The organism is Microbacterium sp. PAMC22086 (assembly GCF_019443525.1).
Classification (GTDB): Bacteria; Actinomycetota; Actinomycetes; order Actinomycetales; family Microbacteriaceae; genus Microbacterium; species Microbacterium maritypicum.
Genome location: NZ_CP080380.1, coordinates 584,227 through 604,111, shown reverse-complemented (window position 1 = coordinate 604,111; position 19,885 = coordinate 584,227). Strand labels below are relative to the sequence as shown.

General features: G+C 69.3%; 21 protein-coding genes. 11 read left to right on the top strand and 10 right to left on the bottom strand.

The genetic code is table 11. The annotated features are described in order from the left end of the window. Positions 1-96 precede the first annotated feature (96 nt). The 6 genes from KY497_RS02890 to KY497_RS02865 all read left to right on the top strand — a co-directional run bounded on the left by KY497_RS02890 (position 97) and on the right by KY497_RS02865 (position 5,330). Positions 97-1,533, top strand: coding sequence for an NAD(P)/FAD-dependent oxidoreductase (locus KY497_RS02890; RefSeq protein ID WP_141385567.1), 1,437 nt, complete (start codon positions 97-99; stop codon positions 1,531-1,533). Positions 1,534-1,694: 161 nt separating this feature from the next. Further along, positions 1,695-1,997: a DUF427 domain-containing protein gene (locus KY497_RS02885; protein ID WP_218682804.1), complete on the top strand. Its 303-nt coding sequence runs from the start codon at positions 1,695-1,697 to the stop codon at positions 1,995-1,997. A gap of 60 nt (positions 1,998-2,057) precedes the next feature. Next, positions 2,058-2,930, top strand: a complete 873-nt coding sequence (locus KY497_RS02880; protein ID WP_141385565.1) for an ABC transporter ATP-binding protein — start codon at positions 2,058-2,060, stop codon at positions 2,928-2,930. Continuing rightward, positions 2,927-3,610, top strand: a complete 684-nt coding sequence (locus KY497_RS02875) for an ABC transporter permease (protein ID WP_219869784.1) — start codon at positions 2,927-2,929, stop codon at positions 3,608-3,610. Before KY497_RS02880 ends, KY497_RS02875 begins: the two co-directional genes overlap by 4 nt. Then, complete coding sequence (locus KY497_RS02870; RefSeq protein ID WP_219869783.1) at positions 3,607-4,332, top strand: ABC transporter permease; 726 nt, start codon at positions 3,607-3,609, stop codon at positions 4,330-4,332. The genes KY497_RS02875 and KY497_RS02870 overlap by 4 nt, the downstream gene beginning before the upstream one ends. An 83-nt stretch (positions 4,333-4,415) precedes the next feature. Next, positions 4,416-5,330: an ABC transporter substrate-binding protein gene (locus tag KY497_RS02865; RefSeq protein ID WP_141385563.1), complete on the top strand. Its 915-nt coding sequence runs from the start codon at positions 4,416-4,418 to the stop codon at positions 5,328-5,330. Positions 5,331-5,390: 60 nt separating this feature from the next. Here the strand turns inward: KY497_RS02865 and KY497_RS02860 are convergent, their stop codons facing one another. After that, entirely contained in the window at positions 5,391-6,623 is a 1,233-nt protein-coding gene (locus KY497_RS02860; RefSeq protein ID WP_141385562.1) for an AI-2E family transporter, read from the bottom strand. 63 nt (positions 6,624-6,686) lie between these two features. Here KY497_RS02860 and KY497_RS02855 point away from each other — a divergent pair, with 63 nt between their 5' ends. The 3 genes from KY497_RS02855 to KY497_RS02845 all read left to right on the top strand — a co-directional run bounded on the left by KY497_RS02855 (position 6,687) and on the right by KY497_RS02845 (position 8,449). Continuing rightward, the gene (locus KY497_RS02855) at positions 6,687-6,986 is read left to right on the top strand and encodes a chorismate mutase (RefSeq protein ID WP_021200128.1); all 300 of its coding nucleotides are present in this window, start codon (positions 6,687-6,689) and stop codon (positions 6,984-6,986) included. Positions 6,987-7,050: 64 nt separating this feature from the next. After that, positions 7,051-7,863, top strand: coding sequence for an ROK family protein (locus KY497_RS02850; RefSeq protein WP_258185830.1), 813 nt, complete (start codon positions 7,051-7,053; stop codon positions 7,861-7,863). Next, positions 7,841-8,449, top strand: coding sequence for a DeoR/GlpR family DNA-binding transcription regulator (locus KY497_RS02845; protein ID WP_258185829.1), 609 nt, complete (start codon positions 7,841-7,843; stop codon positions 8,447-8,449). The genes KY497_RS02850 and KY497_RS02845 overlap by 23 nt, the downstream gene beginning before the upstream one ends. 247 nt (positions 8,450-8,696) lie before the next feature. Here the strand turns inward: KY497_RS02845 and KY497_RS02840 are convergent, their stop codons facing one another. From KY497_RS02840 to KY497_RS02825, 4 genes are all read right to left on the bottom strand, one after another. Continuing rightward, the gene (locus KY497_RS02840) at positions 8,697-11,147 is read right to left on the bottom strand and encodes a CHAT domain-containing protein (RefSeq protein ID WP_219869782.1); all 2,451 of its coding nucleotides are present in this window, start codon (positions 11,145-11,147) and stop codon (positions 8,697-8,699) included. A gap of 270 nt (positions 11,148-11,417) precedes the next feature. Then, a complete protein-coding gene (locus KY497_RS02835; protein WP_219869781.1) occupies positions 11,418-12,989 on the bottom strand; it encodes a S8/S53 family peptidase in 1,572 nt (523 codons plus the stop codon). A gap of 57 nt (positions 12,990-13,046) precedes the next feature. Further along, positions 13,047-13,502: a hypothetical protein gene (locus KY497_RS02830; protein ID WP_055871801.1), complete on the bottom strand. Its 456-nt coding sequence runs from the start codon at positions 13,500-13,502 to the stop codon at positions 13,047-13,049. Beyond that, positions 13,499-14,125 (bottom strand): RNA polymerase sigma factor, encoded by a 627-nt coding sequence (locus KY497_RS02825; protein WP_229778765.1) that lies wholly within the window; start codon positions 14,123-14,125, stop codon positions 13,499-13,501. The genes KY497_RS02830 and KY497_RS02825 overlap by 4 nt, the downstream gene beginning before the upstream one ends. A 123-nt stretch (positions 14,126-14,248) precedes the next feature. Here KY497_RS02825 and KY497_RS02820 point away from each other — a divergent pair, with 123 nt between their 5' ends. Further along, on the top strand, positions 14,249-14,467 hold the full coding sequence (locus tag KY497_RS02820) for an SCO4848 family membrane protein (RefSeq protein WP_219869780.1): 219 nt from the start codon (positions 14,249-14,251) through the stop codon (positions 14,465-14,467). Positions 14,468-14,501: 34 nt separating this feature from the next. Here KY497_RS02820 and KY497_RS02815 read toward each other — a convergent pair whose 3' ends face one another. Next, positions 14,502-15,797, bottom strand: coding sequence for an MFS transporter (locus KY497_RS02815; RefSeq protein ID WP_219869779.1), 1,296 nt, complete (start codon positions 15,795-15,797; stop codon positions 14,502-14,504). A gap of 74 nt (positions 15,798-15,871) precedes the next feature. Here KY497_RS02815 and KY497_RS02810 point away from each other — a divergent pair, with 74 nt between their 5' ends. Next, the gene (locus KY497_RS02810; protein ID WP_055871813.1) at positions 15,872-16,462 is read left to right on the top strand and encodes a helix-turn-helix domain-containing protein; all 591 of its coding nucleotides are present in this window, start codon (positions 15,872-15,874) and stop codon (positions 16,460-16,462) included. 19 nt (positions 16,463-16,481) lie between these two features. Here the strand turns inward: KY497_RS02810 and KY497_RS02805 are convergent, their stop codons facing one another. The 4 genes from KY497_RS02805 to KY497_RS02790 form a co-directional block, all read right to left on the bottom strand. Beyond that, positions 16,482-17,591 (bottom strand): aromatic acid exporter family protein, encoded by a 1,110-nt coding sequence (locus KY497_RS02805; protein ID WP_219869778.1) that lies wholly within the window; start codon positions 17,589-17,591, stop codon positions 16,482-16,484. A 156-nt stretch (positions 17,592-17,747) separates the two neighbouring features. After that, the gene (locus tag KY497_RS02800; protein WP_127481455.1) at positions 17,748-18,434 is read right to left on the bottom strand and encodes a hypothetical protein; all 687 of its coding nucleotides are present in this window, start codon (positions 18,432-18,434) and stop codon (positions 17,748-17,750) included. Then, positions 18,434-19,348 carry an ABC transporter ATP-binding protein gene (locus KY497_RS02795; protein ID WP_141385550.1) on the bottom strand — a complete coding sequence of 305 codons (915 nt, stop codon included), beginning with the start codon at positions 19,346-19,348 and terminating at the stop codon, positions 18,434-18,436. The genes KY497_RS02800 and KY497_RS02795 overlap by 1 nt, the downstream gene beginning before the upstream one ends. Next, positions 19,345-19,734, bottom strand: coding sequence for a GntR family transcriptional regulator (locus KY497_RS02790; RefSeq protein WP_141385549.1), 390 nt, complete (start codon positions 19,732-19,734; stop codon positions 19,345-19,347). The genes KY497_RS02795 and KY497_RS02790 overlap by 4 nt, the downstream gene beginning before the upstream one ends. Positions 19,735-19,885: the final 151 nt, after the last annotated feature.

Genomic DNA, 19,885 nt, shown 5'->3' with positions numbered 1-19,885 from the left:
ACCCGCGCCACGCCGCAGGGAACAACACACCCGTGACTCGACGTTGCTCATGAGCGAGACTGGGCCACGTAACCGGCTCACGGAGAGGTGCGACGCATGAACGCTGCGGAGAAGACCGACGAGTATGACCTGATCGTCTTGGGCGGAGGGCCGGTGGGAGAGAACGTCGCCGATCGGGCCGTGCAGGGCGGACTCACCGCGATCATCGTGGAGAGCGAGCTCGTCGGAGGCGAGTGCTCCTACTGGGCGTGCATGCCGTCGAAGGCGCTGCTGCGTTCGGCGCAGGCGCTCCGTGCCGCTCAGCACGTGGGCGGATCTTCGCAGGCGGTGACCGGGAAGCTCGACGTGCGCGCCGTGTTCGATCGCCGCGACTCGTTCACCAGCAACTGGTCCGACGACGGTCAGGTGAAGTGGCTCGACTCGGCCGGCATCGACCTGGCCCGCGGCCACGGACGCATCACGGGCGAGCGCGAGGTGACCGTGACGGATGCCGACGGCGCAGAGCGCGTGCTCAAAGCCCGGCACGCGGTGGCTATCAGCACCGGATCGGATGCCGTCATCCCACCCATCGAAGGCCTGCGCGAGGCCACCCCGTGGACGAGCCGCGAGGCGACCAGCGCCGAGGAGCTTCCGGAGAGCCTGGCCGTGATCGGCGGAGGCGTCGTGGCCGTCGAGATGGCGACCGCCTACGCTGCACTGGGCTCGAAGGTCACCGTGATCGCCCGCAGCGGTCTGCTCGGCGGGATGGAGCCCTTCGCGGGCGAGCGCGTCGTGGCAGGCCTCAAGGAACTCGGCGTCGATGTGCGCACCGGTGCGGGAACGACATCCGTGCACCGCGGCGCGAACGGCGTCACCATCACCCTCGACGGTGGCGAGGAGATCACTGCGACCGAGGTGCTCGCCGCGACCGGTCGCTCGCCGCGCAGCGGTGACATCGGCCTCGACGTGGTGGGGCTGGAACCCGGCCGCTGGATCGAGACGGACGACACGCTCCGCGTCCCCGGATCGGACTGGCTCTACGCGGTCGGCGACGTCAACGGGCGCGTGCTCCTCACCCATCAGGGCAAGTACCAGGCGCGCGCCGCGGGTGACGTGATCGTGGCCCGCGCCCAGGGCGAAGACGTGGACGGCGCCCCGTGGGGCCGTCACGTCGCCACAGCCGACCAGGCTGCCGTGCCGCAGGTCACGTTCTCGATTCCCGAGGTCGGCTCCGTCGGGCTCACCGAGGCCCAGGCGGTCAAGGCCGGCATCGCGGTGAAGGCCGTCGACTACGACCTGGGCTGGGTCGCCGGCGCGAGCCTCTACGAAGACGGCTTCGAGGGCCAGGCGCGGCTCGTGATCGACACCGACCGCGACGTCGTGGTCGGTGCGACGTTCGTCGGTCCCGAGGTGGCGGAGCTCGTGCATGCCGCCACCGTGGCGATCGTCGGCGAGGTCCCGATCGCCCGCCTCTGGCACGCGGTGCCGTCGTACCCCACGATCAGCGAGATCTGGCTGCGGCTGCTCGAGGGATACGGCCGCGACTCCGCCTGAGCCGTGGAGGGAGTCGATCCCGACATCGGGAGCAATCCGTTCGCGTGATCGTGCCGAACAGGAACGGGATTGTTTCTCATATTGACGGCCGCGACGCAACCCTCATCCCCGATGTCGCAGCCGTCTTATACGCTCGAACTCACATCCGAGGAGGCAGGACCATGAAGGCTGTACTCGCAGGAACCGTCATCGCCGAGGCCGACGAGAGCGATCTCGCCCGCATCGAAGGGAACTGGTACTTCCCGCCCGCATCCATCACACCCGGGGCACTCGTCGAGAGTCCCACGCCGTACACCTGTCCGTGGAAGGGCGCGGCGCAGTACTTCTCGGTGCAGACCGACGGAGAGCTCTACACCGACTACGCCTGGTCTTACCCGAACCCCTTCCCCTCCGCGTTCGATCGCGTGGGCAAGGACTTCTCCGGGTACGTCGCGTTCGATCCCCGCGTCGAGGTCGGCCCGTAGCCATCTGAAGAGCCAAGACTCGTCCGCTCGCACATCGATCGACCGACTGGAGACCAGCCCATGATCGAGTTCCGCAACGTCACCAAACGCTTCCCCGGCGGCGCCCTCGCCGTCGACGACTTCAGCCTCGTGCTGCCCTCGCGCAAGACCACGGTGTTCGTCGGCTCGTCCGGCTGCGGCAAGACCACCCTGCTCCGCATGATCAACCGCATGGTCGAACCCACCTCCGGCGAGGTCGAGATCGACGGCGAGAGCGTGCTCCAGGGTGACCCGGTGGCCCTGCGCCGACGCATCGGCTACGTCATGCAGAACTCCGGCCTCATGCCGCACTTCACGGTGATCGACAACGTGGCCACGGTGCTGCGGCTGACCGGCGTGAAGAAGACGGCTGCCCACAAGCGGGCGCGTGAGCTGCTCGACACGGTGGGCCTCGACCAGGCGCTCGCCGACCGCTACCCCAGCCAGCTCTCCGGTGGGCAGCAGCAGCGCGTCGGTGTCGCCCGCGGACTCGCCGCCGACCCGAACATCCTGCTCATGGACGAGCCCTTCGGCGCGGTCGACCCCATCGTGCGGGCCGACCTGCAGCAGGAGACCCTGCGGCTGCAGCGCGAACTCGACAAGACGGTGGTGTTCGTTACGCACGACATCGACGAGGCGTTCCTGCTCGGAGACCAGGTCGTCATCCTCGACAAGGGCGCCCGCATCGTGCAGGTCGGCAGCCCCAGCGAGATCATCGAGAACCCTGCGGACGACTTCGTCTCGGCGTTCATCGGCGCCGACCGCGGTCGCCGCGCCCTGCACCTCAAGCAGACTCCCCGCGGCACGGTCGTGGTCGACTCCGAGGGGCGCACCCAGGGGTCGATCGTCGATGTGCCGGATGCGGTGACCGACGCGCTCCTGAGCGAGGAGAGCGTGACGAAGGGCGCTCCGTGAACTGGATCGTCGACAACATCGGCCTCATCCTCGAGCTGACCGCCATCCACCTGCAGCAGAGTGCGATCGCGATCGTGCTCGGCTTCGTGCTGTCGCTGCCCCTCGGGTGGGTCGCGTGGCGCTATCAGCTGGTGAAGGGGCCGGTCATCGTCCTCACCGGACTGCTCTACACGATCCCCTCCCTCGCGCTGCTGATCCTGCTCCCCTCGGTCGCCGGCTATCCCGCCCGCAGCCCCGTGAACCTCATCATCGGCCTCACGATCTACGCGGTCGCGATCCTCGTGCGGGCCGTGTCCGACGGCCTCGACTCGGTCGACCCCGCCATCCGCCAGTCGGCCACCGCGATGGGATACGGCGGCTTCCGCCGGTTCTGGACCGTCGACTTCCCCCTCGCCGGTCCCGTGGTGCTCGCCGGCCTCCGCGTGGCAGCAGTGAGCACCATCTCCCTCGCCACGGTCGGCATCCTCGTCGGGGTGACCAACCTCGGCTACCTCTTCACCAATGGTCTGCAGCGACGCATCCTCGCCGAGGTCTTCGCCGGAGTGATCGCCGTCGTCGTGATCGCCCTCCTCATCGATCTGCTGCTCATGCTCCTTGGCCGCGCCCTCATGCCCTGGACTCGCGCCACCAAGACGCCGTCCGCCGCGAAGCAGACCGCCGCACGGGGGGCCGCCGCATGAACGTCTTCACGGAAGCCTTCGCCTGGCTCTTCTCCCCCGACCGGTGGGTGGGCACCTACTCGCTGCCGGTCCTGTTCGGTCAGCACATGTACTACACGCTGATCTCGGTGCTGATCGCCGGCGTCATCGCGATACCGCTCGGGTGGCTCATCGGCCACACCGGCAAGGGTCGCGAGATCGCCGTCGCGGTGTCGGGTGCGGCGCGCGCTATCCCGTCGTTCGGCCTGATGGTGCTGCTCGTGCTCCTCCTGGGCGTGCTGCGGGTGCCCGAGGCCGCGATCATCACGTTCGTGCTCCTCGCGATCCCCTCCCTCCTCGCCGGCGCCTACACCGGGCTCGAGGCCATCGACCGTCGCGTGCTCGACTCCGCGCGCTCGATGGGCATGACCGAGTGGCAGGTGTTCTGGAAGGTCGAGGTGCCCCTCGGGCTCCCGCTGCTGGTCGGTGGCATCCGCGCGGCCCTGCTGCAGGTGATCGCCACGGTCACCATCGCCGCATACGTGAACCTCGGCGGCCTCGGTTGGCCGATCATCCAGGGCATCCCCCTGCGCAAGTTCGACCAGGTGCTCGGCGGTGCGATCCTCGTGGCCGTGCTCGCGCTGGTCGTCGACCTGATCTTCGCTCTCCTCCAGCACGCCGCCGTCCCCAAGGGTGTGCGCGCTCCGACCACCACGCGCCGCTCCCGTGCCGCCGCCGCCTCGCCGGCACCGGCCGCCGCCTGACGCGCACCACAGCCTCACACCTCCCACAGCCGCAACATCGTCCCACAGTCTCACCCCCGTTGTCCCAGAGAAGAGGAAGTCCCATGTTCACAGCACGGAAGTCACGTCTCGCCCTCGCCGGTGGAGCAGCGCTCGCCGCGGTGCTCGTCCTCGGCGGTTGCGCGAACAGCAACCCGCTCGACACCCCGAGTGAAGGATCGAGCTCCGGAGACGACACCATCGTCATCGGCTCGCAGGCCTACTACTCGAACGAGATCATCGCCGAGATCTACGCCCAGGCGCTCGAGGGTGCCGACATCAAGGTCGACCGCGAGTTCAGCATCGGCCAGCGCGACGCCTACATGCCCGACGTCGAGTCCGGCGCGATCGACCTGTTCCCCGAGTACACCGGAAACCTGCTCGAGTACCTCGACAAGGATGCGACCGCCACGAGCCCGGACGACGTGTACGCGGCGCTGAAGGACGCCCTGCCCGACGGCCTGACCGCTCTCGACTACGCCGAAGCCTCCGACCAGGACACCTACACGGTGCTCAAGAGCTTCGCGGAGGAGAACGGCCTCACCTCGATCGGCGACCTCTCCAAGGTGACCACCCCGGTCACGATCGGCGCCGCACCGGAGTTCGAGCAGCGCCCCTACGGCCCCGCGAAGGCCAAGGAGGTCTACGGCGTCGACCTCGGATTCTCCGCGACCGGCCCGACCACGCTGGAGTCCCTGCTCGCCGGTGAGATCCAGGTGGCGGACATCTACTCGGCCGACCCGGCGTTCCAGACCGAGGACATCGTCGCGCTCGAAGACCCGGAGAACATCATCCTGGCCTCGAACGTCGTGCCGATCGCATCGAGCGACGTCGCCGACGAGATCTCCGACGTGATCAACGCGGTCAGCAAGAAGCTCACCGCGGAAGAGCTCGTCGCCCTCAACGTGCAGAGCACGGTCGACCAGAAGTCGGCGGAGGACATCGCCAAGAAGTGGCTGTCCGACAACGACCTCAGCTGAGTCGCACAGACAGAAGCGCCCGGACCCGCACAGGGTCCGGGCGCTTCGTCGTTGCGGGGGTCAGATCCTGGCGTCCTGCTTCGGCACGAGGACCTGCTTGATGATGATGAGGATCGACGCGGTCACCGGCACCGCCACCAGGGCACCGAGCAGACCGAGCAGGGTGCCTCCGGCCAGGGCACCGATCACGACCAGCGAACCGGGGACAGACACCGCCTTGTTCATCACACGCGGGGTGATCACGTACGCCTCGATCTGCATGTAGACGAGGTAGATCGCCGCGAAGACCAGGGCGGCGATCGGGTTGGTGAACAGCGCGAGACAGGTGCCGAGGATCCAGAAGAGCACGGAGCCGACCAGCGGGATCAGCGTGATGCAGAAGGCGATCGCCGCCATCAGCGGCGGGAACGGCAGTCCGAGGAACAGGTACAGGAGGAAGGCCAGCGTCGCGTTGCAGAACGCCAGGATCACCATCCCCATCACATAACCGCCCACCGAGTCGGTGATCTGGTCGGCGATGTCTCCGGCGCGAGCCCGGTCGCGGGCCGGAGCGAGACGCAGCATCCCCTGCTTCATGGTGGGGAGCGATGCGAGGAAGTACAGCGTGAGGACGAGCACGACGATGGCGCCGGAGATGCTGGTGGCGATCGAGGCGCCGACGGCGAGGGCGCCGCCGCCGATCGTGGCCAGGTTGCCGAAGTCGGTCAGGAACGACTGCACCTGGGCCACGAGGTCCTGGAACTGATCGCCGAACTGCGCTTCCAGGGTTCCGTAGATGTCGCTGTGGGTGAAGTCCTTGATCATGCCGGGCACGGACTGCACGAAGCTCACGATCTGATCGATCACCACGGGGACGATCATCCAGATCACCAGGGCGAACACGACGATGAGCGCGAGGATCGTGATGACGACCGAGATGACGCGGGAGAGACCGCGGCGCTCCAGGAAACGCACGGCGGGGTCGAGCCCGAGCGCACCGAACAGGGCCAGTGCGATGTAGATCAGCACCGTGGACAGGTTCGACAGCGCGAGACCGATCACGATCGCGCCCAGGCCGCCGAGAGTCACCAGGAACCCGAAGACGAACGGACGGTCGATGCGCGTCCAGAAGGAGCGGCTCGGCGTGGTCGGCTCGATCACGACCGGACGAGGCGAGTCGGCCGCCGACGCGATCACCGCGGCGGCGGAGCCGGATGCGGACTGCCGACGGCGCCCGGGGGCCGGTGCGGCAGGAGCGGTGGCGGGTGCGTCCTCGTCGTGCGGCGCGGTTTCCGGCGACTCTTCGTTGCTCATGTGCTCACGATAGCGGTGGCCCGGATCGAAACCAGGTTGTCACGCGGCTCTAGAGTAGGGGGCATGACCGCCGCCGAAGACCCGAAGGCCGAACTGCTCCGTCTTCGTGCCACCATCGACAACATCGACGCTGCACTCATCTTCATGCTGGCGGAGCGCTTCCGCGCCACCCAGCAGGTCGGGCATCTGAAAGCGGAGCACGAGATGCCGGCGTCAGACCCGAACCGGGAGGAGCAGCAGGTCGCACGACTGCGTGCCCTCGCCGAGGAAGCGCACCTGGATCCGGAGTTCGCGGAGAAGTGGTTCAACTTCGTGGTCGCGGAGGTCATCCGTCACCACACCGAAGCGGCCGAGAGTCGCTGAGAAGGAGGTGCCGGACGGGCGACGGTGTGTGCAGCACTCGCCCGTCCGGAGCTTGAGGTTCATTGTGGCAGCGGAGTTCGGCGGTCGACTCCTCGCCGCCGGTGTGCAGCTGCCGGGCACGACCGACGGACGTGTGGTGCTCGAGAGCGTGCAGCTGAAGTGGCAGGACGTCCCCCTCGCGGAGCGGTTCGAGCGGGTGCTCGGTGCTCCGGTGCTGCTCATCAACGACGTCGACGCCGAGGCCATCGCCGAAGCCGGCATGGAGGAGTCGCCGTCCGGCTACCGGCTCTTCATCCACCTCGGTGGCGGCGTCGGTGCGGCCGTCACCCTCGACGGCGAGCTGGCGCCGGGGCCGCGCGATCGTGCGGGGGAGATCGGGCACGTGCAGGTCGTGTTCGGCGAGGCGGCCCGTGCATGCCGATGCGGTCAGCGCGGATGCCTCGAGTCGGCCGCCGCTCTTGGTGCGATGCTGGGCGAGGAGTTCTCCGACGCCATGGACGCGTCCGAGATCCGTGCGCTCGCCGCGCAGGCCGACGAAGAGCAGCGCGACGAGGGCGCACGAGCGCTGGCCAGGGCGGTCAAGCTCATCAGCGCTCTGCTCGATCCGATCGAGGTGGTCATCGGCGGACCCGCGACCGAGCTCGGACCGCGCTTCCTCGACAGGGTGCGGGAAGAGACCGAGTACCCCGCTCGCGGAACCGCCCAGGTGCCGGTGCGCTACGCCGACCCTCGTGCGTCGCTCGCGGCCGGGGCGGCGCAAGCAGCCTTGACCGGTGCGCTCGGCGTGCGCTGGAACCCCGAGCAGCTGCGCGCCGCATCCCCAGCGCCTGCTCACCCGCACCCACGGCGGTGCGGTGGCGCAGACCGTCGCCTATGAGCTGCCCATCCGCTACAAGAGCCACCTGCGCACGCACGAGAAGGAGAGCATCGCGCAGACCGCCGCCGGCCTCGTCGCACCCGGCATGGTGGTGGGGCTCTCCGGTGGCACGACCACCACGGCCATCGCGGCAGCCCTCGCCGCGCGCGACGATCTCGCAGCGAACGGCGGCATCACCGTCGTCACCAACGCCGTGAACATCGCCGCCCAGCTCGCCACGCGGCCCGAGATCAAGGTCGTCGTCACCGGCGGCGTCATCCACTCGCGCAGCTACGAACTCGTCGGTCCGTTCGTGGAGCAGCTGCTGCGCGGGGTGCGGCTCGACATCGCCTTCATCGGTGTGAACGGGATGGATGCCGCCGCCGGTGCGACCACGCAGGACGAGCGCGAGGCCGCGGTCAACCGCATGATGGCCGAGCGTGCCCGCCGGGCGGTCGTGGTGACCGACGCCAGCAAGCTCGGTGTCGAGGCGTTCACGGCCGTCGGCGGGGTCGACCTCTTCCCGACCGTGATCACCGACGCCGGAGCGGACGCCGAAGCACTCGCGTCGCTGCGGGCGGCCGGGTACGCGGTGCTGGTCGCCTGACGCCCCGGACACCCCGAGGGCCTCGACGTCCCCACAACGTCGAGGCCCTCTGAGGGCGTCACGGCTGTGCGCCGCGATGCCCCCGAGTAGATGGTGTCCGTGTCGTGTTCGCGCTCCCCAGTGCGCATGATCCCCAGATCCGACAGCGCCTCCCTCGCGCCTCACCCTTCGAGGCCCTTCGCCTGGCACCTTCCGAAGAACAGGAGCGTGCGGCATCCGTTCTGATACACCGAATGGAGGAAAAAGTTCAGAATCCGTCGCCGTGGCACTGGAACGGCGCGCTCAGACCGGTGTCGAGGCCTGCCCTCGCGAGCGCGACAGCGGGCGTTGCGCCTTCGGAGAGACCGGTGTGCACGGCGCTGAGCAGCTCCCCGGCCACATCGTCGGGGACGGCGACGGGGGCGGCGATGACGCAGTCGGCTCCGGCGTGCAACCACACCCGCGTCATGCCCAGCGCTTCTTCTCCCCAGCGCACAGAGGAGCGCCCGAGTTCGCAGGCCGAGAGGATCACGGTCGTCGGTACGCGCGGTATCAGGTCGACGTCGTAGCCGAAGAGGATGCCGTCGGTGAGCTCGAACCCGGAGAACAGCGGGTTGTCCACCGCGTGCCGGCCGTGGGCGGCGATGTGGAGCACGTCGGTGGCGGCGGCGAGCTCGGTGACCGCCGCGACCGTCGCCGCGGAGGACTCCAGGATCCGCGGTGCGCGGCCCGCCTCACGCCAGGCCGCAGCCGCACGCGCGACCTCGTCTCCGGCGCGCGGGACGCGGGGGCCTGCGGCGAAGCCGATCGTCGTCGGCCGGGCCCGGTCGCGGGCGGGCGCGGCCAGCAGACGCGACACGGACGTCGCGAGGGTGAACGCGATGCCGGACATGCCGGGGAGCATCGCCCACGGCACGCCGCCGAGTGCTCCTGGCACGGTGATCGCGAGCCGCGCCGTGGTCGGCACCGCCAGCAGCAGCGGGGTGAGCAGCTCGGCGTCGAGGATCGCCAGCCGTGACGCGAGCGCCCGCGCGGTGACCTCCCCCATCAGCCCGCCACGGGTCAGTGCGACCATGTCGAGGTCGGCGCGGAGGCCGTCGAGAGCCGACTGCACCCGCTCCCATGACAGGTCGACGATGGTCGCCCCCGACGAGGTGACCACGATGGCATGCAGCGTCGCACCGGTGAACACGTAGGACAGGACGACGACGTCGGCGTCGAGCATCGAGGTCGCCTCGGCGAGTCCCCATCGTTCGCGGGTGCCGCCGGATCCTGTGGCCGCCCATTGCCGCTCGCGCACGCGGTCGCGGAGGGTGCGCACCCTGGCATCCGTCGTCCAATCGGCGCCGGCCAGCTCGGCGCGCAGCATTCGCAACTCCGCCAGATCCACCGCCAGGGATTCGTCACGCGGGGGCCGCACCGGGGCGACCTGCTGGCTGAGGTGGCGCGCGCGTTCGGACCACTCGAACAGGATCGCGGGGTTGCGCAGCCGGGCAGCAGCGGCGAGGCCGGCGAACATCAGGTCGCTGCCGTGCATCGCGACGGATGCCTGCAGGTCGAGTGCACCGAAGGACTGCTGCCAGGCGGTGAGCAGGTCGAGGCCTTCGGCAGCCGCACGCAGCGCGTCGCGGTCACGGCCGGCAGCCGCGGCGCGTGCAGCACGCACCTCCTGGGCGCGCAGGCGCAGAGGCGTGGGGGCGGCGTCGTCCAGTCGCGGGAGGCGTCCGGTGCCGTCGCGTCGAGCACTCAGTCGCAGTCCTGTCGCCTCGGTGCGAAAACCTCCCCGGTCCAAGGCTTTCGCTGTGCGGGCGAACTCCGCTTCGTCGATGGGGCGGTGCGGTCTCGCCCGCTGCTGCGCCTCGAGACGCACCGCCTCGGCTCGCGCCGCCCACCCGTGGTTCGCGAGTGCCGTGAACCGTCGCGCCGCGGTGCGGGCTGCGCGCTCGGCGGCGGCGGGATCGTGGCGCAGGAGCGAGCGGGCGAGGTGGAACTCGGACTCGCCTCTGGCCTGCCGCATCCGCTGCGCGCCGAACTGGGTGGCGACCTGCTCCAGCAGCGCTTCGGCCTCGGTCGTGAGGCCCGCGTCGCGCAGCACCTCAGCCCGGTCGAGGTCGCTGATCGCCGCCGCGAGGTCGCTGATCGCGGCGAGCTTCGGTCGGGAGCGGGTCATCAGGGTGAGCGCGGTGACGAGGTCTCCGCCGAGCAGCGCCGCGTACCCGAGATTGTGCCGGGCCTCCGCCAGCGGCTCCTCGTCGTCGTTCGCCTCGTACACGGCCACCGCGCGCCGCAGATCCGCGATGCAGGAGTCGAGCTCGCGCTGCTGCATCCGCACCACGGATCGGTTCATGAGGCAGTTCGCGAGTTCGGTCGTCTCGTCTCCGACCGCCGTGAGCGTCTCGATCGCACGGGTGAGTTCGGCCTCGGCGTCGCCCAGACGACCGCTGTGCGTCAGGAGCGTGCCGAGCTGGCCGCTGAGCACCGCGATGGTCTCGGCGCGCAGCCCGGATCGGCCGAGGGCGTCGCGACACAGCTGCTCTGCGGCCGCCGGCTCTCCCGTCTGGGCGAGGACATAGGCGGTCGTGCCGTCGATGCGCGCACGAAGATCAGGGTCTTCGGTGCGGGCGGATGCCGCGTCGAGAGCGCGCTGCGCCTGCGTGAATCGCCGGGCGTTGGCCGCTTCGACCCCGCGCCGGTGCAGCTCGATCGCGGACAGGGGCATCCCTTCAGAATGCCCTGCCTCGGGGCTGCAGGGAAGAGCGCGTATTCCGAGCGGGAGCGGTGCGTGATCGCTCGGGTGAGGCAGTGGACACCTGTCGGGAGGAAGAGCACGTGTCGGGCGACACGCCGCGTTCGGATCCGACAGCCGAACATCCGCCCGACAGGTGCACCAGGACGAGCCGCCGGAGCGTGTCCCGCGAGCCGCTCGGGCGGCGCTCGGCACCAGGACGAGCCGCCCGCATCGGTACGGACGGCTCGTCCCGGGGGTGCGTCAGTCGAGGTCGACCGGGGTCGGCAGGGACTTCAGGACGGCGGCGACGGCTTTCGCCGCAGCGGCGGGGCTGACACCGCCGGCGGGGACGGTGCCGAGCTGGGCGGCGATGCGCGCTGCGACGTACGGGGCCGAGAACGAGGTGCCGCTCCACACCGCGAACCCGCCCCGATAGTCGTCGGGATCGATCGTCTCGCGGCGGAGGCCCTCGACGTCGGCTCTCGTGACCGCCTGGGTGCCGCCCACGAACGCGGGCGACGTGCTCACCACGGCGGCCCCCGGCGCGTAGGCCTGAACCCACGGGCCGATGTTCGAGAAGAGGGCGACCGACTGCGCCGAGGGATTCAGTGCTCCGACCGACACGAGCGGCGCGTCTCTGTCCCGACGGATGCCGTTGTCGGCGCCGGGCCAGGACCAGAGCGACGCCGGGAACGAGGGGCGGTCGATCGCGTCGTTGCCGGCCGAGCACACGACCACGCAGCCGAGCTCGCGTGCCTTGGCCAGCAGCTGGTACAGCGTGAGGCTGAACAATCCGTCGATCGGCGTCTCGTGGTAGTAGCTGAGCGACAGGTTCAGCACATCGATCGGGAAGCCGGTCTTCGGATCCTCCCGGTGGCGGGCCAGCAGGGTCACGACCTGGGCCACGGTCTCGAGCAGAGTGCTCTCGTCGACCACCCCGAGGGCTCCCGCCACCCGGATCGAGAGGATGTCCGCCTCCGGAGCCGCCTGTCTGACGATGCCGGCGATAAACGTGCCGTGTCCGGCGACCGCGTCGATCTCACCGTCGAGCTGCCCGTACAGGTCGGGGTAGCGTTCCGGATCGGCGTCGTCGGTCAGCCCGACCGGCACGCCGTCGAGGTCGACCGTGCGCGTGACGATGTCGGCAGGCAGCCAGGCGTGCTCGCCGCAACCGGTGTCGAGCACCGCGACCACCGGGCGCCGTCCGCGTTTCGGCGCGGGTCCGCGCACAGGGGCGGGGCCCAACCAGCTCACGGGCTGCCGTGCGCCGCGTCCGGGCTCGAGGTAGTCGTCGCTGCCGCCCGCGCCCCCTCCGGCGCCGCGCACCGGGTTCGTGCGGGTGAACGGGTTGGTGCGGGTGAAGGGGTTCGTCCTGGTGAAGGGATTGAGCCCGACCGGATCGATGGACAGCACGTGGTCGAGGCTCGTCCGCGGCATCGTCGAGCGCGACATGCGGCGTGCGCGCTGGAGCACTCGCCAGGCGTCGGGGGCGACGGGTGACTCGCCCCTGACTGGTTCGTCGGGAGTCCGCAGCCGTGCGCGCAGGAAGCCGGGAACCCCCGGAACCAGCTCGCCGTCGACCGCCGAGCGGGTGCCGTCCTCGATCTCGAGCTGCCATCCGAAGGTGTCGGCGGCATCACGCAGAGTGCGCACCTCGCGGTCGTCGGCCTCCCCGTCGCCGAGGGCGCGGGTGATCAGCAGCCGCTCCGGCAGATACGCCGTCGGAAACGCGCGGATGCCGTCCACCGGCTCCGTGCTCGGATCGAGCGCGGTTCCCCGGCGGATCGATCCCTCCGCGCGGTCCTGCCAGGTCCATCCCTTGGGCTGATCCATGCGTCATCCTCTCCCTGCGGGTCGTCCCGCGTCCTCATCGACGGGCGGCGCCCGTGGTCACAGCTCGAACTGCGGGGTCGCGAGCGTGCGCGTCTCGTCCCCGACCACGGTCGTCAGGCGCACGCGCGTGAGACCGGGCGGCACCTCGTCGAACACGAAGCGTCCGGTCTCCTCTGGCGAGACCGACCTGGCCTTCTCTCCCTGCGTCAGGACGATCTCGGCGGCCGCGGTGTCGACCCAGCCGTCGACGCGGCGGCGGCCGGAAGCGGTGGTCGTCACATGCAGCAGGATGCTGGTGGAGCCGTCGCTGAACTGCAGGGTGAGTGCATCCGCCTCGCCGCGCACCTCGCCGAGCTGTCCCTCGACCAGGGTCAGCAGCGCATACTCGCTGTTCAGGCCGTCCGAAGCGACTGCGGCGACCATGCGGTCGATCAGGCCCGCGGGCACCGGGTCGACCGCTCTCCAGTGCGTGCGGAGCCGGGCGAGCATCCTGGCGTCTTCGTGGTCGGTCATGCGAGTCCCCCCGCCGGCGCTGTCGGCGGTGCGTCCAGCAGGGCGCGGAGCTTCGCGAGGCACCGGTTCCGTGTGGGGCCGATGCTGCCGATGGGCATCGCGAGGTCGCTGGCGATGTGCGCATAGTCCGGGCGGTCCTCGAAGGCGATCACGCGCAGCAGCCTCTGGCAGCGGTCGTTCAGGCGGCGCACGGCCGACCACAGCCGACGGTTCTCGTCGCCGATGGTCGCGTGCTCCTCGGCCGAAGCCTGCTCGGGGAGCAGGGTGTCGAGGTCGTCGACATCGGTCGTGTCGACCTTGCCGTGTGCCTTCGCGACCTTCCAGGCCTCGCGGCGTGCGGTGGTGGTGAGCCAGGCTGACACGGCCCGCGAATCGCTGATCGATCCGTGACCGCGCACCAGCCGCAGCCAGGTGGTCTGCACGACGTCTTCGGCGAGGGTGCGTTCGAGTCCGTAAGCGCGCACGACGTGCCAGAGCACGGGCGTCATCAGCCGTACGAGCTCGTCCATCGCGCGGCTGTCGCTCTCGCGCCATGCGTCGAACAGATCTGCGGCGCGCTCCCAGCGTGCACGCCCGTCATCCGAGGCATGATCGAGACCGGCGCCGGGTGCACCGTCGATCATGAAGCCCATTGTGATCACACCTACCAGGAGCGCGGCAAGGGCTTTCTGATACAAGTCCGCATCCAAGAACTCCGCATCCCCGCGGCGGTCGGCGCTCACGGGCGATGTCGATAGCGTTGAGGGGTGATCCCGCTCGCCATCCTGCTCTTGCTCAACGCCGCCTTCAACGCCCTCGTCTGGCCGCGGTTCTACACGCGCGTCGCCAAGGATCCGCGGGCGCGCGACGAGAACGGCAGGGCCACGGCATTCCTCAAGGTGCACGCCGTCCTCATCGCGATCGCTCTCGTGCTCGCCCTGGTCTCCCTGCTCGCCGGCATCGCGGCACTGACCGGCGCGCTCTAGCCCCGTACGGCTGCCGGCGCACACCTCTGCGGCATCAAGCCGTCTCGTACTGCTTCGCGTGCGCGGCCCAGCGCGCTTCGACCGGCAGTGCCCGCAGCGCCCTGTTGCCCAAGGCGAGGAGGACCGCGACCAGGCACAGCGCGGCGCAGATCAGGATGGTGCCTTCGCGGCCGATCCAGGCGAGTCCGAAGCCGGCGATCAGGGGAGCGAGTGGCATCGCACCCATGCCGAGTACTCCGGCGGCGCTGTTGGCTCGACCGAGCAGGTGGCTCGGGGTGGCGACCATGAAGTAGCCCATCATGCCGGCGTTGAGCGCGGGCACGAGCAGGACCGAGGCGCCGAGCACCACCGCGATGGCCCAGGGCCCGGTGACCATCGACAGCACGATCGCGCCGACCGAGACGACCGAGAGTCCGGCGATGGTCAGGATCCCGGTCTTGATCCGCGGGACGAGCAGCGGAGCGCACACGGCGCCTACGAGCATCACGGACCCGATCGATGCGCTCAGGGTGCCGATCAACAGCTCGGAGTACCCGTCTTGCTGGAGGGCGTAGATGACGGTCGTGATCGTGGCGTTGAAGCCGAGGTTGATGACCGTCGTGATGAGCAGCACACCGCCGAGGTCGGGGCGGGAGAGCAGCCAGCCAAACCCCTCGCGCAGCTCCGCCCAGGCGTTGGGCTTCGTCGTCGGGGCCGGAGCGACGTCGTCGTCCGCGCCCGCATCGACCACTCCTGCACGACGGGTCTGACGCCCCAGCATCCACGCGGTCAGGGCTGCGATCGCGTGGCACAGCGTCATGACCGCGCCCACGAGCCATCCGCCGACGCCCAGCAGCAGACCGCCGAGCGGTCCGCCCGCGAGCTGGAGCGCAGCGTCGCGCCCTTGGTTCGCCGCCTGCGCTCGGCCCATCGCGTCGTCGGGCACGATCTCCTTGATCGCGCTCTCACCGGCGACGTCGAAGAGTCCGCTGCGCGCGGCGAGCAGCACGTCGATCACGAGCAGTGATCCGAACGTCATCGCGTCGCCGAGGGCGAGGAGGGTGAAGCCGCCGGCGAGCACGATGCCGATGAGCGAGCCGAGGAGCATCAGCGCGATGCGGCGATGACGGTCGGCCAGCACGCCGCCGGCCAGGGTCATGAGCAGTCGCGCGACCATTCCGGCTCCGCCGATGATGCCGGCCTGGGCGGGGTCGTTCGTCACGATCAGGGCGAGCAGGGGGATGGCGAAGCCGAACAGGGAGGCCGCGAGGCCCTTGCTCGTGTCGCTCACCAACCAGGTGAGGTAGCGGGTGTTGCGCCACAGACGGTGGGGCTCGGTGACGGTGGTCATGGGACGAGAGTAGATGCGCAAGAACTATTGCGCAAGTCTTATTGCGCAATAGTGGGTGCGAGTAGGATCGGCACATGACGGAGGACAGCGCGAAGAGCACGAGCACCGATCCCGTCTGGATGACCTCGGCCATGCTCAAGGCCTACTCGCACCCCCTGCGACGCCAGATGATCCGGCTGTTCTCACGGCGGGACTTCCTCCGCGCTGCCGACATCGCCGCCGAGCTCGGCGTTCCGGCGAACAGCGCCAGCTTCCATCTGCGCGCCCTCGCCGATGCCGGGCTCATCGAAGAGGCACCAGACAAAGCTCGTGACCGACGTGATCGTGTCTGGACGGGGCACAAGGGCGCGCTCAACGTCGGCGGTCCGGAGAGCCCCGTCCCGGATGAGGCCCTCGGCGTCGCGGTGGTCGCCGCGCTCGTCGAAGACCATCAGGATCTGATCCGTCGGGTGATGGCCTGGACCCCGGAGTACGTCGCCGGACGCACGAGGGAGGTGCACGCCGCCTTCACCCAGCGCACGATCCGGCTCACCGAGTCAGAGTTCGACGACGTGATGGTGAAGATCAACGACATCCTGAGTGCGGCCGACGACGCGCACGACAGCGCGGACCCGGACGGCCGCTACTGGCAGATGGACCTGGTCGTCGCCGACGACACCATCTGAGGCGGCGGCCCGGGTCGGATCAATCCTCGGCCGGAGGGCGCGTACCGCTCAGGATCAGGATGCGACGCAGGTGCATCGCGGTGAGCACACCGGGTCCCATCGAACGCCGCACATCGATGGTGCGGTCGTCGACCGTCTCGAGGAGCAGTCGGATCGCGCGCGCCGCTTCACCGCGGGCGCGATGATCGTCGCTCGAGGAGGCATCCCCCCGCGCGATCACATCGGCGACCGCGTGACAGGCCGCAAAGAGGGGCGCAGGCAGAGCGGGGTCGAGCGCCAGTGCCGACGGCCGGTCCCAGATCGTGTCGGCGATCTCGTCGGAGATGTCGCGGATGAGGTGGGCGATGCGATCGAGAGCCGCGAGCTCGTCGTGGCTATGCTGGATCCGCGTGCGATGCCCCCTGGCGCGAGGGTTGCCCCTTCGGCTCTCGTCCGCCTCCGTCAGCGCCGCTCGCAGTGCGGAGGAGGTGTCGCCGAGAGAGGCCGCATCGTCGGCCCATTGCGCGTGCTCGGGCGGCCATGCCTCCGCGACCGCGGATCCGATGTCGTGCAGGTGCGCGGCCAACTGCTCCCGGAACGCCGTCACCCGTCCCGCCGCGGCGACGGTGAGTGGTGCGGGTGCGATCACCAGGTTCACCACCAGCCCGACGACCATGCCGACCGCCGTCTGGGTGAGGTAGCCGAGCGAATAGTCGTCGGCATTCTGTCCGCCGATGATCAGCACGAAAAGCGCGGCCATCGGCACGTATTCGCGGCCGACGCCGAACCAGCCCGTGCCCGAGAGCAGCACTCCGACGCCGACCACGAGGGGGATCGTCCACCAGGTCGGGCCGACCGTCAGCACCACGATCGTGGCGAGACCGATTCCCGTGGCGAGACCGAGCAGCGTCTGCAGGCTCGACTTCGCCGAACCCATCAGCGTCGGGTACATGCTCAACAGGGCCCCGAGGGGTGCGTAGTACGGGTACTGGTCGGTGACCCCGGGCATGTGCGGAGCGATCATCCAGGCCAGTCCGACGGCCAGGGTCGTCTTGGCCACGAGCAGCAGCCGGGCAGGACGGACGGCGTCGTGGAGCGCACGTCGGGCGCCCGCTCGTCGTACCCGGAGCCGGGTGCGGGTCTGCGTCACGGCATCCTCTCTGTCGGGGGCAGGGGTTCCGCGAGCGTAGGCGCTCCGGCGCGCAGGAGGCGAGCGGGTTGCGTGCTCGGCGACGTACCGGTAGCGCGTGCACGTGACGACGCCGACCGCCCAAGAGGGCGGCCGGCGTCGTCGGGAGGTGTTCTCCTACGGGATGGCTCTGCGGAATGCGAGGAACGAGACGGCGGTGAGCACCGCGACGACCGCGAGTCCCCAGAGTGCGATGCCGAGCGCGCCGAGGTTCATGATCCCCGCTCCGACGTCACCCCAGAGCTCGAGGCGTGTCACCAGGAAGACGAGTCCCACCAGGACCAGGGAGAGTCCGATGCTCACGATGAGCAGCACCAGCTGCCCCCAGCTCTTGTAGATCGTCGCGCCGGTAAATCCGATCACGAAGAAGAAGAGCGCGAGGGTGAAGTAGACCACGAAGGCGCCGAGCGGACCGGCCTGCCAGAGCCACGGCAGGTAGAACAGGTAGCCGTTCACGCCGTAACCGTTCGTGGCCACTTCGATGCCGCCACCGATCAGGAACAGGATGCCCATGAGGGTGCTGCCGAGGATGGCTGTGAGCAGGGTTCCGAAGAAGAACTCCCGACGCGTGATGCTCATCGCCTGCGAGAACGGGAAGGTGAGAGTCATCGCCGACATGCCGATCGCGAAGAAGTACCAGAGAGGTGCCTGGCCGCCGCCGCCGTACTTGGGGCCGTCGCCCGGAATCATCGCGTAGATGATCAACGAGATCACCACCGCCGCACCCAGGATCATCAGCGGGTACCAGACGAAAGTGCCCTTGTTGATCAGCTGCAGACGGATGACGTTGAATGTGCGTCGCATCAGCGCACCTCCTCTCTCGTGGCGGCGTCTCTGGTCGCTTGAGCGTCGACCTTCTGTGTGAGACGCACGATCAGCTGCTGCAGCGAGACCGGCGCGAGATCGAGCCCTGCTGCCGCGATCTGCGCGCGCTCCTCCACGGATATCGCGCCGAGGACGGTGACGGATGCCACGCGCCCGAGCGCCTCGCGGTGCAGCACCTCTCGGGTGCCGACCCAGGCGTCGACCTTCGCGGTGTCGCCCACCACGGTCACGGCGCGGTCGCGCACCGCATCCGTGTCCTCGCTCAGGAGGATCTGGCCGTTGTCGATCACGATGACCTTCTCGATGAGGTTCGAGACCTCGTCGATCAGGTGCGACGAGAGGATGACGGTGCGCGGGTGCTCGGCGTAGTCCTCGATCAGGCGGTCGTAGAAGGTCTGCCGGGCGACGGCGTCGAGGCCGAGGTAGGGCTCGTCGAAGAACGTGATCTCGGCGCGCGAGGCGAGTCCGATGATCACCCCGACCGCGGAGAGCTGACCGCGGGAGAGCTTCTTGATGGTCTGCTTCATCGGCAGCTGGAACTGGGCGATGAGCTCGTCGGCGAGGGCCTGATCCCAGTTCGGGAAGAACAGGCTCGCGGCCTTGAACGCGTGCTTGGGGTGGGCGTCGTCCGGGTACTTCTGGCTCTCGCGGACGAAGCAGATCCGGCTGAGCACGTGCGCGTTCTCGTACGGGTGCTCACCGAACACCTTCACGGTGCCGGACGACTCGAAATTCTGAGCGGTGAGGATCGACATGAGTGTCGTCTTCCCCGCACCGTTGCGGCCGAGGAGGCCGTAGATCGCGCCTCCCTCGATGGCGAGCGACACGTTGTCGAGCGCTCGCTTCTCCTTGTAGCGCTTGCTGAGGTTGTGCACCTCGATGACGGCGGTCATGCGGAGGTCTTCCCTTCTGCGTCAGTGGTCAGTGCGGCACGCTGCCGGAGCAGGGCCGCGAGGTCTTCGGCGCCGAGCCCGAGAGTTCGGGCTTCGGCGAGGAGCGGGTCGATGTAGCGGTCGGCGAACGCGGCGCGGCGCTCGCCGAGGAGGAGATCCCTGGCGCCCTCCGCGACGAACATGCCGATGCCTCGGCGCTTGTAGAGCACTCCCTTGTCGGTGAGCACGGCGACTCCCTTCGCTGCGGTGGCGGGGTTGATCCGGTAGAAAGCGGCCAGCTCGTTCGTGGAGGGGGCCTGGGCCTCTTCGGCGAGTGAGCCGTCGATGATCGAGTCCTCGATCTGCTCGGCGATCTGGACGAAGAGCGGCTTGCCTTCTTCGATCACGAGTCCTCCGCGTGGTTAGTGGGTTACTTACTCGACTAAGTAACCACATAACCCAGACGAGTGTCAACCCCTACCCGGGCGCCGGTTCCGGAGGCTGGCGGAACGGATGTCGGGAGGGCGGGCAGATGTCGGGCGAGAATGCACCGAATGC

Excerpts from the sequence above, each read along its gene's own strand:
- KY497_RS02840 (WP_219869782.1), bottom strand. The coding sequence starts at position 11,147 with ATGCCCCTGTCCGCGATCGAGCTGCACCGGCGCGGGGTCGAAGCGGCC.
- KY497_RS02860 (WP_141385562.1), bottom strand. The coding sequence starts at position 6,623 with ATGAGCAACGAAGAGTCGCCGGAAACCGCGCCGCACGACGAGGACGCA.
- KY497_RS02825 (WP_229778765.1), bottom strand. The coding sequence starts at position 14,125 with ATGATCGACGGTGCACCCGGCGCCGGTCTCGATCATGCCTCGGATGAC.
- KY497_RS02830 (WP_055871801.1), bottom strand. The coding sequence starts at position 13,502 with ATGACCGACCACGAAGACGCCAGGATGCTCGCCCGGCTCCGCACGCAC.
- KY497_RS02800 (WP_127481455.1), bottom strand. The coding sequence starts at position 18,434 with ATGCGACGCACATTCAACGTCATCCGTCTGCAGCTGATCAACAAGGGC.
- KY497_RS02865 (WP_141385563.1), top strand. The coding sequence starts at position 4,416 with ATGTTCACAGCACGGAAGTCACGTCTCGCCCTCGCCGGTGGAGCAGCG.
- KY497_RS02890 (WP_141385567.1), top strand. The coding sequence starts at position 97 with ATGAACGCTGCGGAGAAGACCGACGAGTATGACCTGATCGTCTTGGGC.
- KY497_RS02835 (WP_219869781.1), bottom strand. The coding sequence starts at position 12,989 with ATGGATCAGCCCAAGGGATGGACCTGGCAGGACCGCGCGGAGGGATCG.
- KY497_RS02880 (WP_141385565.1), top strand. The coding sequence starts at position 2,058 with ATGATCGAGTTCCGCAACGTCACCAAACGCTTCCCCGGCGGCGCCCTC.
- KY497_RS02855 (WP_021200128.1), top strand. The coding sequence starts at position 6,687 with ATGACCGCCGCCGAAGACCCGAAGGCCGAACTGCTCCGTCTTCGTGCC.
- KY497_RS02870 (WP_219869783.1), top strand. The coding sequence starts at position 3,607 with ATGAACGTCTTCACGGAAGCCTTCGCCTGGCTCTTCTCCCCCGACCGG.
- KY497_RS02810 (WP_055871813.1), top strand. The coding sequence starts at position 15,872 with ATGACGGAGGACAGCGCGAAGAGCACGAGCACCGATCCCGTCTGGATG.
- KY497_RS02815 (WP_219869779.1), bottom strand. The coding sequence starts at position 15,797 with ATGACCACCGTCACCGAGCCCCACCGTCTGTGGCGCAACACCCGCTAC.
- KY497_RS02795 (WP_141385550.1), bottom strand. The coding sequence starts at position 19,348 with ATGACCGCCGTCATCGAGGTGCACAACCTCAGCAAGCGCTACAAGGAG.
- KY497_RS02885 (WP_218682804.1), top strand. The coding sequence starts at position 1,695 with ATGAAGGCTGTACTCGCAGGAACCGTCATCGCCGAGGCCGACGAGAGC.